This is a genomic window from Shouchella clausii, from assembly GCF_002250115.1.
In the GTDB taxonomy this organism is placed as follows: Bacteria; Bacillota; Bacilli; order Bacillales; family Bacillaceae_D; genus Shouchella; species Shouchella clausii.
The window spans coordinates 992,462-1,005,871 of sequence record NZ_CP019985.1 but is presented as its reverse complement, the minus strand read 5'-3'; the positions used below and the strand labels follow the sequence as shown (position 1 = coordinate 1,005,871).

The following is a 13,410-nucleotide window of genomic DNA, read 5'->3' as shown; positions in this document are numbered from 1 at the left end:
GAGGAGAGAAAATGAAAGTAGTTAAACTGGCAGACATTATTGGCACGAACCGGGATGTAGACGGTGGCAATTGGCGGAGCCAGCGCATTGTTGTCGAGTCAGACGGTATGGGTTATTCTTTGCATGACACGCAAATTAAAGCTGGCACAGAAACGCATCTTTGGTACAAATACCATCTTGAATCTGTTTACGTGATTGAAGGGGAAGGCGAAGTGGAGACGGTAAAAGATGGCAAAGTATGGCCAGTCAAGCAATACGAATGTTATGTGCTCGACAAAAATGATGAGCACTTACTGCGGGCGAAGACCGATATGCGCATGGTCTGTGTGTTTAATCCACCCGTTACAGGCGAAGAAGTCCATGACGAAGACGGTGCCTATCCTCTTCCGGAACATATGAAGCCTCTAAACTCATAGCAGGGCAAAGATTGAAATCGACAAAGGGCAGTGGCTCTTTGTCTTTTTTTATTTGCTTCCTTTACAAACGTTTTACAAAATATTTGCTTATCTCTCATTAGGAATTAATAGCCTCTCTTTATACTGGACATGTATTTAACCAACAAAGGGGTGGAGAGACTGTGTGGAAGAAACATGCAGCCTTGTTATCGACACTAGGCACGGTCACTGTTTTAGCAGCTTGTGGAGGCACGGAAGGTGCAGCAACGAGTGAAGAGAAAGTCACGATTGAGTATTGGCATGTAAACAACGAAGACTGGGGTGGCAAAGCGATTAAAGAGCTGGTCGAACAGTTTAATGCTTCCCAGGACCGAATTGAAGTAAAGGAATCTTTTCAGCCTGGAAATTATCAAGGGCTGTTGCAAAATGCCCAGGCGGCGCTAAGTGGAGGCAATCCACCAGATGTCGCGCAAATTGGCTACAACTACATAGCTTATGTCGACCAAAACGTGCCCTATGTCCCTGTGTCCGAACTAGCGGCTAATGATGAAGAGGGGGAAGCGTTTTTAAATCAATCTTATCTCGACAATATTAAAGCGCTTGGGTATTCCAACGATAAAGAAACTTTGGCTGGATTGCCTTATGCCTTAAGCAATCCAATTATGTACGTCAATGCAGATTTGCTAAAAGAAGCTGGCTGGAATGTAGACGAGCTTCCGCAAACATGGGATGAAATGCAGGAAATGGCCAAGATGGTAAAGGAAAATACAGGGGAGTACGGACTCTATGTTCAACAGCCGCCAGATAGCTGGGCGGAGTATTCGCTTGTTCGTTCAAATGGCGGGGATTTCCTCGATTTTAGTGGCGACGAAGTTGTATCAACCATTGGTTCCCCGGAAAGTGTGGAAGTGTTTGATATGCTTGGACGCATGATTGAAGATCAACATGCCCTTCATGTGACGTGGGAAGAAGGCATACAGGCATTTGCAACAGGAAAAGTCGGGATGATGATGACAACCGTAGGCCGCCGGGCTGCAATTGAAGAACAAAGCAACTTTGATTTGCGTTCAGTGGAAATTCCAACCTTTGGGGATAAAGAGCGCCAAGTGGCTGCTGGTGGGAATGCGCTGTTCTCATTTTCACAAGATCCAGAGAAACAGGCAGCGGCGTGGGAATTTATGAAGTATTTATCGAGCCCAGAAGCAATGAAAATTTGGGTTGAAGGGACTGGTTATTTGCCGCCGATCACGGGACTGGCAGAAGATCCAGATACGTTAGGTCCTTTTTTTGAAGAAAATCCGATCATGCAAACCGCTAATCGGCAAATGGAATCGATTGTCCCTTGGATCAACTTTCCAGGTGCAAATGGTTTGCAGGCAGAGCAAGCAATTTTAGATGCAAGGGACCAAATTTTTGACGGTGGCGATGCGGAATCGGTTTTGAAAGAAACAGAATCAAAAATCAATGGATATATCCAATAAGCGAGAGGCGGACATGCAATGAGTGTATATATCAACTTGCTTCCTTTTATGAAAAAAATTGACGAGGCCCCAGCTTTTTTACAGGATTGGGAGGGCGGAATTGAAATCTCGACAGATGGCCCCCATTGGCATGGCGATACCGATTGGACTCAGGAGAAAGAGCGGTTTGCTTCCTTTGCAGGAGACATTGGCGTCCACTTGCCAATTTGGGAATTAAACTTGGCCTCTGTCCAGTTCCCTCAATATGCGGCCTATTCATTTGAAGCGTACCGTATGTATTTAGAATGGGCTTCTACATTTGCAAGCCATGCTGTGCTCCACACTCATCTATACAACATGCCTTTGTTTCATCGAGAAGAAGCACAAGCTTTATCGAAGCACTTCATAAAACAGCTCGGTGATATCGCTGAACAAAAGGGCATCATGCTATTGGTTGAAAATGTCGGTTTTCACGATAAGATGCTGTTTGATGAACGGGAATTTGTCCAATTGTTCGAGGAAATTCCGACGATTCAAGCATTGCTTGATGTTGGCCATGCCACAATTAACAATTGGCATATAGCAAATGTGATTGAAGCGCTAGGGACAAGGCTGTCTGCTCTTCATTTGCATGATAATGACGGCGAAAACGACTTGCATTTACCAATTGGAGCAGGGGTGACACGCTGGAATGAGATTTGGCAGGCCATTGGCGAGCAAACGCACTCTCTGCGATTGATCTTGGAGTATGACGAGTCAACTTCACTAGAAGTGTTGAAGCGCCACGGCAACGAGCTTTTACAAGCAGGAAAAGTGGTTGGGAAGATAAACGTATGAAGATTAAACCAGCAAGTGGTTGGCTGCAGCGGATAAAGCCGCTTTTGTTTATTGCTCCTGCAATGCTGCCAATTGTTCTTTTTATTTTCGTTCCTCTAGTTCGCTCAATTTATTGGAGCTTTTTAGAATGGAATATGGTTAGCCCAACCAAAACATGGCTCGGTTTAGACAATTACGTCGAATTGTTTTCAAATCGCGAGTTTTTAAACGCTGCAGCGAATACGTTATGGTACATGGGCATGCTGCTCGTTCTAATCTTGTTCGTTCCTTACATGACCGCCTACGGAGTCACGCAAGTTTCAGGACGGTGGCAACATTTTTATCGTGGTGCTCTCTTTGTACCACACGTACTGTCTCTTGCTGTTGCGTCTGTCATCTTCTTATGGTTATACAATCCATTGATTGGCTCAGTGAATGAAATCCTCCGTTTCTTTCAACTTCCCGATGTCAACTGGCTAAATGATGCAAATTGGGCACTGTTTGCGATTACGCTTGTCGTTGCCTGGAATACGTTTGGCTATCATTTTATTGTGTTGCTTGCTGGAATCTTAAGTGTCCCTGAAGAAGTGAAGGAATCGGCCCGTGTAGAAGGAATGAAAAGCAAGCTTGGCATGTTGCGCCGGATTGTTTTTCCGCTTACAGGCCCAACGATTTTGTTCGTTTTTGTGTTAACGACAGTAATGGGCATCCAATTTGCTTTTGTGCCGATTCAAATGCTAACCAATGGTGGCCCAGACCAATCAACAAGCAATTTGGTGTTTCTAACGTATCAGTATGGGTTCCAGTTCTTTCGCACAGGACTTGGGTCAGCAACTGCTGTGTTAACGTTTTTGTTTTTTGTTCTGATCATTTTGCTTCAGGCTAAAGTGCTTGATCGGAGGGTCCATTATGAAAGTTAACGGATGGCATTTGTTGTTGGCGATTTGCCTGATACTTAGTTTTTTTCCGGTTTTGACGATGGCAGCAACTGCTTTTCTTGAAACAAGCCAGTTGTTTGCAGGCGGCTTGCAATTGTTGCCGATTCCGCCTACATTAGACCATTTTAGCCAAGTGTGGGAGTCGATCCCGATTTTACGCTATATGGGCAACTCTTTCTTCGTCGCAACAGTGGTCACATTGATACAACTGTTCACTAGCATCCTTGCTGCTTACGGGTTTACTCAATTTCAATTCCGAGGAAGAGAGTTTTGCTTTTACTTGGTCATTGCGAGTATCTTCATCCCTATTCAAGTGACGATGCTGCCAAACTATATTCTTTTAAGTGATCTAGAGCTTGTAAACACCTATTTCGGTTTAATATTGCCGCAAATCGCAAATGGGATCGGCGTTTTCCTGTTAAGGCAATCGTTTCGGTCTGTCCCTGCCAGCCTAATTGAGTCTGCTCGCGTGGACGGGGCAGGGGATTGGCGCAGGCTTTGGAAAATTTTATTCCCGTCGGTTAAGCCATCGGTGATTGCTTTAGGTATTCTCTTTTTTATTACGACATGGAACGAATATTTATGGCCTTTACTAATGATTAACGACAACGACTTGATGACGATGCCTCTCGCTTTGCAAGAATTTATAAGTGCAGAAGGGGGCACATCGTGGGGGCCGATGATGGCTGTTGCATTTCTGGCGTCCGTCCCGCCACTCGCTGTGTATTTGTTGTTGCAGCGACATATTATGAGCAGCTTTTTGCATACAGGGGTGAAGTAGCGATGAAAGAAGATAAAAGCATTGTGTTTACACAAGTAGAGAAAAACTTTGGGCAGACAAATGTCATTCCGCCAATGGATTTAATGATTAACAGCGGTGAACGCCTTGTGCTTCTTGGTCCTTCTGGATGCGGTAAGTCGACATTGTTGCGACTGATCGCGGGGCTGGAACAACCTACGTCAGGCACGATTTTAATGGGCGGACAAGTGATGGCAGGGGTTGATGTTGCCGATCGCAATGTGGCAATGGTTTTCCAAAACTATGCCCTTTATCCCCATATGACCGTGTTTGATAACATCGCTTTTTCGCTCACGATTCGCAAAAAGAAAAAGCAAGACATACGCGAAGCAGTTGAATATGCCGCCGGACTGGTCGAATTAAAGCCGTATTTAGGGCGCAAACCTGCCGAACTGTCAGGTGGCCAACGCCAACGGGTCGCCCTTGCCCGAGCGGTCGTCAAACAAGCACCGTTTTTCCTGTTGGATGAACCGTTGTCCAATCTTGATGCGCTCTTGCGTGTGTCCGCACGCAATGACTTAATTGAACTTCATAACCGCTTAAAACAAACGATGGTCTATGTCACACACGACCAATTAGAGGCAATGACAATTGGACAGCGGATCGCCGTCATGAATGGTGGCGTTATCGAACAAATTGGGACGCCTGAAGACATTTACGAAAAACCTAAAACACGATTTGTCGCCACTTTTATCGGCACGCCGCCAATGAATATGCTGCCAGCCGATGCATTTGCTGACAGGGCGATGATCCCGGGAGTTGCAGAAATGGGTGTAAGGCCCGAGCACATTATGTTTAAGAAGCTGCCAGAAGCGTGTGTCCTTCACGGGGAATATGTTCGCAGGGAGTACATTGGTTCACGCTATGTCCATTACCTCTCCATCAATGGCGTCACTATCCAAGTCGTAGCAGGGACAGAATCTTATACAACTGGGCAAAAAGTCGATCTCTCGATTCCAGCCGAGCATCTTCACTTTTTTGATGAAGCTGGCAATCGGATTGAAGTAAGCGTTAATGAACGGCATGAACAATTGGCGGTTCATGCCTAAACGCACAACATACAAGATTGGAACTACGCTTTGCTTGTAAAAGTAAACATGAAAAGAAATATGGCTTAAGGAAGCATCATAAAGACAGTGGAACAAGGCTTCCATTTGTCTTTTTTATTACGCAAAATTAAAGGCTGTTTTTTGCCACATACATAGTGGAAGGAGAAAACGAATAAATTTTTGCAAAAAGAGGTTTATTTCTTGTTAGAGTGGGTAAAGGGATTATGGCAGAATAAATAATAGGTGAAAATATCGGAAAATAAAGTTTAACACCTATATATTTGAATATTTTGTTTGTAGAGACTAGTATGGTGTTATTTTTTCTTGAATTAGGAGAGGTGGATACGATGTCAACAGACAAAAAAGCCGACTCGCTATTGAAAAGCACGTTTTGGGCCATTCTTCCAGCCATTGTCGTAGCCATTGTCCTTTTTCTTGTCGATCGCTCTTCTTTGGAGCTTAATGTACGAGAAAAGGATAATGTCGCTACCAATTTCATGGGTCTATTCCCTGAGAGATTTTTTTCTGAAACGTTTGCCCCGTATGAGTTGCCGCTATTCAATCTCATTTTAGGATTAGTGATCGCATTCACTATTATTGTCGTCGTTTGGCAGGTTATTGCGAGAGCGATATCAAACCGCTAGGGTTTTCACTTCAACACCCATTCTTCAGCAACCATTCACTAATGAAAATCGCTAAGGGGGAAATGAAATGGAAGGAAATATGCTGTACCATCTTTATTTAAAAAAGGGAGCTGACTATTTCACTAAAGTTCACTCATCACGTACAGCAAAAGAATTTTCTGTTGAGCAAATGCCTAGACTGTGTTGTTATATCTGATGAAGGCTCTTCATGGAAGTATTACGATTATAAAGACAATGAACTTCCTGATCAAGGCTGGAAAATCCATATTAGTACTTACATAAAGGAAGCAAGGGCAGTCTTAAAAACAGTGAGCAACATTATGTTTAAGTATAAAGTGGCGTTTAAACATTTGAAAACGGAAGAGTTCCTCATTAATACGAATTCCAAAAATGCCGATAGGGCTAGGTCGGGAAAATTTATCGCCATTTACCCGAAAGATGATGAAGAATTTCTGTATTTATTGGAAGCGCTTGAAACGGAACTACGTTCGTTTGAAAAGGGCCCTTATATTTTGAATGACAAGAGATGGAAAGAAACGAATATTTACTATAGGTACGGTGGATTCAAAAGCATCCTTAATGAAAAAAAACAAATGTGCATCAAAGACCAAGATGGCCATTTAATTGTAGATAAGCGAACGCCATTTTACCAAGTTCCAGATTTCGTCCAAGATTTTGATCAATATCTTGATTCGATAAACAAAGTGCGTGACCAGGTACCGGAAACGAATGCAAAGATGGATTTGTATTCGTTTAAGGAAGCATTAGGGTTTAGTAATGGCGGAGGAATTTATTTAGCTGAGAGAAAATCTGATCGTAAAAAAGTCATCATTAAAGAAGCAAGGCCTAAAGCAGGATTAGACGCTCGTTTTCGTGATGCTGTTGATAGGCAGGAAATCGAATATGATGCATTAACAAGGTTGGCCGATGTTAAAGGGGTTGTCAATGTTATAGACCGCTTTCAAGCATGGGAACATCACTTTATGGTAGAAGAATATGTAGAAGGAATCAATCTCCATTCATGGATTGGCAAGCATTACCCGTTTATGAACAGCACTGATATTAATCACCATAAGGAGAAAATCACATTTATTTTAAAGCAATTGGTCGACATTATGAAAAACATTCATCTCAAAGGGCTTTCTATGGGGGATTTGCAACCTGCAAACATCATTATATCAGATGACTTAAACGTAACATTAATTGACTTCGAAACGGCTGCTCCTAGTGATTTAAATGAACAGCCTGGCATGCAAACAATGGCTTTTTCAAGTGCACAAATAAAAAATAATGGCGCGAGAGACTGGTATGCAGTTAAGAAAATTATCCGGTTTTGTTTGTTGCCGGTCCATTCCTCTGAGGAGCTGGACAAATACTTGACTGGCTATCATTACAAGTGGATAAAGGAAGTTTATGGAGACACATTCTTTCAATGGATAGAGCACCTTAATCAGGAGTGTAATGATTATTTAGTAGAGTATGGCGAAGAAGCGACTCCTTTAGTCATAAGTAAAAGGACCAAGAATGATGACATCCATTCAATCATTGCCGGGCTTAAAAGGGGGATAAGCAAAAATTTAACGCAAGACGGTCGCTTAATCAATGGCGACATTAGGCAATATGAATATGAAAATGGAAAACGAAATGTGTTAAATGGGGGAGCAGGAGCGTTATGGGCCTTTAAGCAGACAGGCGATATAAATGAGCAAATGATTAATTGGATAGAGGAGTATTTAGCGAAACCAATCAGTCGGATAGAAGATAACGGCTTACTTACCGGGAAAGCAGGCATGGCCGTTGTCTTGTATGAATGCGGGTATGAAAAGGAATCGACTTCTGTTTTTTCAGAAATTATCAATAATCTCGATGAATCCGATGTTTCCCTAAGGTCGGGTTTGGCAGGAATTGGGCTAGCTTTAACAAGTTTACATGCAGCGACAAATGACGAATTGTATTTACAGAAAGCCAAGTCGATTGCTCAAGGAATAGATCGAATTCTCACCGATGAAAATGAATTAACGGTCAGAGATTGGTCCGGTGTCCCGATAGGCTTAATTGATGGTTGGTCAGGTGTCAGTCTTTTCTACACAGCGCTTTATGGGATCACCAAAGAAGAAACTTACTATTCAACCGCTAAGGCTTTGATAGAGAAAGACTTAACAAAAACGGATGTAGACAAAGGTATTCTCTATACGATGGACAAAAGTGGGCGCTTATTGCCTTATTTGTCAGGAGGGTCCATTGGCGTAGCGGTGGCTATATGGTATTTAAATCGCGTCAAGCAAGAAAAGCACTATGAGCAAGAATTCAATGCAATCACGAGACTTGCTGAGACAAGAAGCACAATAAGTGGCGGCTTGTTTGAAGGCGCAGCTAGCTTTTTATTAATTCCCCCTCTTGTTGGCGAGCAAGACGAGTGTTACGAAAAGAAAAAAGAAGCCGTTTTAAACCTTTTGCGATTATTTTTAATCGAAAAAGAAGACTACTTGGTTTTCCCAGGCCAATTTTCTTACCGTTTAGCGGATGATTTGTTTTCAGGTAGTGCTGGCGTGATTCTAGCTTTGACAGGAATTTTAAAAAACAATCCGCTGTACTGGCTGCCAGTTATTCATAATGACCAGTTTTTTAACAAACAAACGGCCTCGAGCGATTCTAAAAGATTGGTCATGTAACGGGCGGAAATCATTTTTTGAAATGTGGAAATCGATTGTTTATTAAGAGCACAAAGGTTGTTCAGCTTTCGTGCACTGTAGTCTTCTTGATGTGGGACAACCCATTGAAAGGAGGTGACAACAATGAACCAAGTATTGGAATTACAAAAGCTATCATACAACGAGGAATCAGGCCAGCCTGCTGTTGATAAAACTCCAACAACATTTACAACGACAACAACGATTACAACTTTATCAACAGTAAGCAACAATTGCTAGGTCGAATGCAAAGGATCCATACCTAGTACGACTAGGAAACGTGAATGTAGTGGTGGCAATCATGAAAAGGAGGTGAAAAAAATGAACCAAGTATTGGAATTACAAAAGCTATCATACAACGAGGAGTCAGGACAGCCCGCTGTTGATAAAACACCGACAACATTTACGACAACAACAACGATTACAACTTTATCAACAGTAAGCCAAAATTGCTAAACAGCATTAGCAAACAGCCCTACTTACCTAGCTTTACTAGGTAAGTAGGCTTTCAAAAAAGAGTGACAGGTTGAAAATAAATGGGGAAACCCAAGCGGAGCCAACTGTTGCTAGTCACGAGAAAATGAGGCGTAATAATTGCTTATTCAAACGTTCCTATTAGGAGACGATTAGTTACATAAAAAGTTGACCATTTAGAAAGGGGAGTACGATTGTGAAAGAACTTTTTGACTACCTTAAAATCCCGTCTGAGCCATTTGAGACGGATGGCAACAATGTATGGTCTGAGCCGCGAATGGCTCGTTTCGTCCTTGCGTCCCATTTAGACGGCAACCTTGATGGAGCAAGTAGAGACAGCGATTTTATCGATGAATCAGTCGAATTTATCGAAGATGTTGCCCCGCTAAGCGTGTATCGAAAAGTAATCGATTTAGGTTGCGGACCAGGTTTATATGCGCAACGGCTAGCAAAAAAAGGGTACGACGTCACCGGGATTGACATATCGGAAAATTCGATTCGCTATGCAAAAGAACAAGCCCAAAAAGCGGGTTTAAACATTGACTATCGCTGTGGAAATCTCTTTGATTTTAACGAAGAAAACAAATACGACCTTGGTTTGCTGATTTATCAAATTTATTGCATGTTTAGTCCAGACCAACGGCGAATATTGTTGGAAAATGTGCATAGAAGTCTAAAAAGAGGAGGGATATTGATCATGGATGTCTTATCAGAGCAACGGTTTAATCAATTTCAAGAAGAGCAACATTGGAGTTTTAGTAGAAAAGAAAACCTTGTCTCAGATGATAAGTTTCTACTCATGTCCTCCACATGCAAGTATCGTGACAATGTCACTCTGCAAAAATCAACGTTTCTATTTGCAGAGGATGAGCCAATCAACTTATACTACTGGAACCAACATTTTAGTATTGAAACACTGCAAAAAGAAACAGAAGCGGTAGGTTTTGCCACGAAGAGCATTTATGCAGATGTAAACGGCGAGCGCTATACGGACGAAAGCGAGACGATCGCTGTCGTTTTAGAAAAAAATTAAAGGAAAAGTTCCGCTATGTAAGAACGATAATGGCTAGAACTTTTTAGAAAATCAAACTTTGCGAATAATGCGAGGTGAACAGGCATGAAAGGGCTGATGTTAAACCAATATTATTCCGTGGCGAAAAGCATCCTTTTGTATGGAATGATAAGCATTTTCGTCACAAGCATTTTATTGGTCGCCCAAATTGAGGCGGTTGAAAGGTTTGTTTCATTTATACCAACCATTCTTTTGGTTCTTCCAGCAATGGAAGTGTTAAAACATGAATCGATGTCTGGATGGAACAAATTTGCTCGAACATTGCCAGTAAGGCAAAATCAAATTGTGCAAAGCCATTATCTCTTTTTTGTCGTGCTATTGGCTATTGGGTTAGCGATTACGATTGTCCTCTCTTTGTTATCAAGCGTCATGGTCGGCCAATCATTGGATATAAGCACTGTCGCTTCCATCATGAATGGCATTGCAATCGCCGTGATTTTCGGGACTTTTTCGTTTCCATTAACGTACATGTTTGGATCTGAAAAGGCGGACGGCATTTTGGTTTTTGCAGGTCTTGCGGCATTTGGGCTTTACTTATTAAGTGCGTGGCTATATGGGGAGATTTTTGAGAACGTTTCATTCACGTTTGTCGGAGAGATGCATCCAGACCTTTTCTTCTCGATTCTCTTTCTAGGGATCTCTGCCGTCCTGTTTTTCATATCGTATCTGTTAGCTTCTCAAGTTTATAAACAAAAGGAATTTTAAGTTTATATTGAGCCAGTTCAACATGTCGCTTTTCAGCATATATTTTACTTGGGGATGTTGAATTTGGCTTTTTCTATTTAATATATGCCGACGGTTCTTTGTAGGAAGCTGTTAATTTTATACCCGTTTGTATATATGAATTTTTAAAAGGAAGGAAAAAAATGAAAAGAACTACTTGGCGGTCGTATAGTATTCTCATTTTTAGTGTACTGCTTATCCTAAATATTCTGTTGTTGGATTTTGTTTCGCAATATGTTAACCAATTTACATTAAATTTATATGGTTTTTTCATACCCTTAAGTATTATTGCTATATTTTTCTTAGCAGTGATTTGTTTTTGTTCAAAGACAGAGAGCAAGGTAATATCAATCATAGCTTCTCTCATATTCCTTGCAGGACTTGCAATAATAGCTTTCTTTATGTATTTCGGAGCCAACTTTGCTAATTGACTATGAGAACGAAGGTTGGCTTAGAAATTTCTAACTTAATATTTATTGAGGTAGTTGACATAAACATAACAGCAGTAAACGTAAATTCAATTCTTATCCATTAGCAGGTACATGTCTCATAATTTTAGGCTCACGTCGTAAAAAACGACATGAACCTATACATCAAACAGATTGCTTTTGACAAAAAAATCAAGTATGGTCATATTAAATGTAAGCGCTTTAAAAATGGTATGGCCTCATCTTATAATCGTTTAGGAGGAATTGCCGATGATGAACACGCCTTTAACGATTTCGTCGATACTGGAACGGGCAGAGCGCTATTTTCCGAGCAAAACAGTGGTATCGCGAACACATGACAACATCTACCGGTATACGTATGCAGAAATCGGCAAACGCACAAGAGCACTTGCGAGCGCACTGACGAAACTAGGGTTAAAACGGGGAGAACGGGTGGGGACGATCGCTTGGAACCACCACCGCCATTTGGAAGCATATTTTGCTGCACCTGGTATAGGAAGCGTCCTCCACATGATTAATATGCGTTTGCCGCCTGATCACCTTGCCTTTGTGATTAACCATGCAAATGACCGGATTTTGCTGATTGATGAAGATGTGCTGCCGCTCGTAGAAGCGATTAGGCCGCAACTGGAGACGGTGCATACGTTTGTAGTCATGACTGACAAAGGTCAGTTGCCTTCGTCCACACTGGAACCGCTCTATTCTTATGAAGCGTTGCTTGCAGAGGGGGATGACTGTTTTGCGTTTTACGATGACATTGATGAAAATGAACAGGCAGCTATGTGTTATACATCGGCAACAACGGGGATGCCTAAAGGGGTAGAGTATTCCCATCGTGGCATTGTTCTTCATAGTTTAGTGCAGGGGCATGTAGACACAACGGCAATTAGCGAAAACGACGTGTGCATGCCCGTAGTGCCAATGTTTCATGTGAATGCTTGGGGCTTGCCGTTTAGTGCTACGTTCTATGGAGCAACACAAGTGTTGCCAGGTCCAGCATTTACCCCTCAGCTCCTTGCTGAGTTGATCGAAAAAGAACGGGTTACCTTTACCGGTGGTGTGCCAACTGTCTGGCTCGGCCTCTTGCAAGTGCTTGAACATCGTCATTATGATTTGAGCAGCTTGCGTGCTGTCATTTGTGGCGGCTCTGCGGCACCGCAAAGCATGATCGAGCGCTTTGAACGTAAGTTGAACGTCCCGTTTTACCATGCCTATGGCTTAACGGAAACGGCCCCGCTCGTATCGTTTTCCCGTTTGAAAAGCCACCAGAAAAAGTGGAGCAAAGGTGAGCAATATCAAGCGAAGGCAAAACAAGGAATGGCCGTTCCGTTAATCGATATCAAAGGCGTGAACGCCAATGGGGAGATCCCTTGGAATGGAGAAGAAATGGGCGAGTTGCTCATCCGAGGCCCTTGGGTTGCCGACCGTTATTTTCACGATGAACGGAGTACAGAAGCATTCAAAGACGGTTGGTTCCATACTGGAGATGTAGTCACGATTGACGAGGAGGGAGCAATTAAGATTGTTGATCGTACGAAGGATTTAATCAAAAGTGGCGGGGAATGGATTTCTTCGGTTGATTTGGAAAATGCGATTATGTCTCACGAAGCCGTACTAGAAGCAGCTGTGGTGGCTGTGCCCCATGATAAGTGGCAGGAACGCCCAGTCGCTTGCGTTGTATTAAAAAAAGACAAACAGGCGACAAAAGAAGAAATTGTCGACTATTTGAAACCACAGTTTGCCAAATGGTGGCTGCCTGACGACGTCGTCTTCATGGAGGCATTGCCGAAAACATCGGTCGGCAAATTTCTAAAACGTGCTTTACGGAAGGAACTGTTCAATCAAAGCCGTTTTTTATAGGAGGAAGACGGTAAAGTTGATAAGCTTGATTTGATGACGGT

Annotated in this window: 14 protein-coding genes; 13 read left to right on the top strand and 1 reads right to left on the bottom strand. The window is 42.4% G+C overall.

Going from position 1 to position 13,410, the window contains the following annotated elements; all coding sequences use genetic code 11:
- Nucleotides 1-11: 11 nt before the first annotated feature.
- The 12 genes from BC8716_RS04745 (at nucleotide 12) to BC8716_RS04700 (ending at nucleotide 11,042) form a co-directional block, all read left to right on the top strand.
- Nucleotides 12-416 carry an ectoine synthase gene (locus BC8716_RS04745; RefSeq protein WP_011245197.1) on the top strand — a complete coding sequence of 135 codons (405 nt, stop codon included), beginning with the start codon at nucleotides 12-14 and terminating at the stop codon, nucleotides 414-416.
- A gap of 161 nt (nucleotides 417-577) precedes the next feature.
- A complete protein-coding gene (locus tag BC8716_RS04740) occupies nucleotides 578-1,876 on the top strand; it encodes an ABC transporter substrate-binding protein (RefSeq protein ID WP_094424170.1) in 1,299 nt (432 codons plus the stop codon).
- A gap of 18 nt (nucleotides 1,877-1,894) precedes the next feature.
- A complete protein-coding gene (locus BC8716_RS04735) occupies nucleotides 1,895-2,692 on the top strand; it encodes a sugar phosphate isomerase/epimerase family protein (RefSeq protein ID WP_094424169.1) in 798 nt (265 codons plus the stop codon).
- Complete coding sequence (locus tag BC8716_RS04730) at nucleotides 2,689-3,591, top strand: carbohydrate ABC transporter permease (RefSeq protein ID WP_251179822.1); 903 nt, start codon at nucleotides 2,689-2,691, stop codon at nucleotides 3,589-3,591. Before BC8716_RS04735 ends, BC8716_RS04730 begins: the two co-directional genes overlap by 4 nt.
- The gene (locus BC8716_RS04725; RefSeq protein ID WP_062748821.1) at nucleotides 3,581-4,390 is read left to right on the top strand and encodes a carbohydrate ABC transporter permease; all 810 of its coding nucleotides are present in this window, start codon (nucleotides 3,581-3,583) and stop codon (nucleotides 4,388-4,390) included. The genes BC8716_RS04730 and BC8716_RS04725 overlap by 11 nt, the downstream gene beginning before the upstream one ends.
- Nucleotides 4,391-4,392: 2 nt before the next feature.
- Complete coding sequence (locus BC8716_RS04720; protein WP_257250944.1) at nucleotides 4,393-5,457, top strand: ABC transporter ATP-binding protein; 1,065 nt, start codon at nucleotides 4,393-4,395, stop codon at nucleotides 5,455-5,457.
- A gap of 347 nt (nucleotides 5,458-5,804) precedes the next feature.
- The gene (locus BC8716_RS04715; RefSeq protein WP_142300548.1) at nucleotides 5,805-6,101 is read left to right on the top strand and encodes a YfzA family protein; all 297 of its coding nucleotides are present in this window, start codon (nucleotides 5,805-5,807) and stop codon (nucleotides 6,099-6,101) included.
- Nucleotides 6,102-6,262: 161 nt separating this feature from the next.
- Nucleotides 6,263-8,773 carry a class III lanthionine synthetase LanKC gene (gene lanKC, locus BC8716_RS04710; protein WP_094424166.1) on the top strand — a complete coding sequence of 837 codons (2,511 nt, stop codon included), beginning with the start codon at nucleotides 6,263-6,265 and terminating at the stop codon, nucleotides 8,771-8,773.
- Nucleotides 8,774-8,896: 123 nt separating this feature from the next.
- Nucleotides 8,897-9,031 carry a class III lanthipeptide gene (locus BC8716_RS22585; protein ID WP_187427494.1) on the top strand — a complete coding sequence of 45 codons (135 nt, stop codon included), beginning with the start codon at nucleotides 8,897-8,899 and terminating at the stop codon, nucleotides 9,029-9,031.
- 81 nt (nucleotides 9,032-9,112) lie between these two features.
- Nucleotides 9,113-9,247 (top strand): class III lanthipeptide, encoded by a 135-nt coding sequence (locus tag BC8716_RS22580; protein ID WP_187427493.1) that lies wholly within the window; start codon nucleotides 9,113-9,115, stop codon nucleotides 9,245-9,247.
- A gap of 214 nt (nucleotides 9,248-9,461) precedes the next feature.
- The gene (locus tag BC8716_RS04705; protein ID WP_094424165.1) at nucleotides 9,462-10,298 is read left to right on the top strand and encodes a class I SAM-dependent methyltransferase; all 837 of its coding nucleotides are present in this window, start codon (nucleotides 9,462-9,464) and stop codon (nucleotides 10,296-10,298) included.
- Between the two features lie 84 nt (nucleotides 10,299-10,382).
- Nucleotides 10,383-11,042: an ABC-2 transporter permease gene (locus BC8716_RS04700; protein WP_094424164.1), complete on the top strand. Its 660-nt coding sequence runs from the start codon at nucleotides 10,383-10,385 to the stop codon at nucleotides 11,040-11,042.
- A gap of 73 nt (nucleotides 11,043-11,115) precedes the next feature.
- On the opposite strand, the gene BC8716_RS22275 is transcribed toward BC8716_RS04700, so the two are convergent.
- The gene (locus BC8716_RS22275; protein WP_157730355.1) at nucleotides 11,116-11,415 is read right to left on the bottom strand and encodes a hypothetical protein; all 300 of its coding nucleotides are present in this window, start codon (nucleotides 11,413-11,415) and stop codon (nucleotides 11,116-11,118) included.
- 343 nt (nucleotides 11,416-11,758) lie between these two features.
- On the opposite strand from BC8716_RS22275, the gene BC8716_RS04690 reads away from it, so the two are divergent.
- On the top strand, nucleotides 11,759-13,369 hold the full coding sequence (locus tag BC8716_RS04690; RefSeq protein ID WP_094424162.1) for a long-chain fatty acid--CoA ligase: 1,611 nt from the start codon (nucleotides 11,759-11,761) through the stop codon (nucleotides 13,367-13,369).
- Nucleotides 13,370-13,410: the final 41 nt, after the last annotated feature.

What these genes read in the sequence shown, in the direction of transcription:
- BC8716_RS04745 (WP_011245197.1), top strand. Translation starts at nt 12, where the DNA reads ATGAAAGTAGTTAAACTGGCAGACATTATTGGCACGAACCGGGATGTA.
- BC8716_RS04735 (WP_094424169.1), top strand. Translation starts at nt 1,895, where the DNA reads ATGAGTGTATATATCAACTTGCTTCCTTTTATGAAAAAAATTGACGAG.
- BC8716_RS04730 (WP_251179822.1), top strand. Translation starts at nt 2,689, where the DNA reads ATGAAGATTAAACCAGCAAGTGGTTGGCTGCAGCGGATAAAGCCGCTT.
- BC8716_RS04725 (WP_062748821.1), top strand. Translation starts at nt 3,581, where the DNA reads ATGAAAGTTAACGGATGGCATTTGTTGTTGGCGATTTGCCTGATACTT.
- BC8716_RS04720 (WP_257250944.1), top strand. Translation starts at nt 4,393, where the DNA reads ATGAAAGAAGATAAAAGCATTGTGTTTACACAAGTAGAGAAAAACTTT.
- BC8716_RS04715 (WP_142300548.1), top strand. Translation starts at nt 5,805, where the DNA reads ATGTCAACAGACAAAAAAGCCGACTCGCTATTGAAAAGCACGTTTTGG.
- BC8716_RS22585 (WP_187427494.1), top strand. Translation starts at nt 8,897, where the DNA reads ATGAACCAAGTATTGGAATTACAAAAGCTATCATACAACGAGGAATCA.
- BC8716_RS22580 (WP_187427493.1), top strand. Translation starts at nt 9,113, where the DNA reads ATGAACCAAGTATTGGAATTACAAAAGCTATCATACAACGAGGAGTCA.
- BC8716_RS04700 (WP_094424164.1), top strand. Translation starts at nt 10,383, where the DNA reads ATGAAAGGGCTGATGTTAAACCAATATTATTCCGTGGCGAAAAGCATC.
- BC8716_RS22275 (WP_157730355.1), bottom strand. Translation starts at nt 11,415, where the DNA reads ATGATTGATATTACCTTGCTCTCTGTCTTTGAACAAAAACAAATCACT.
- BC8716_RS04690 (WP_094424162.1), top strand. Translation starts at nt 11,759, where the DNA reads ATGATGAACACGCCTTTAACGATTTCGTCGATACTGGAACGGGCAGAG.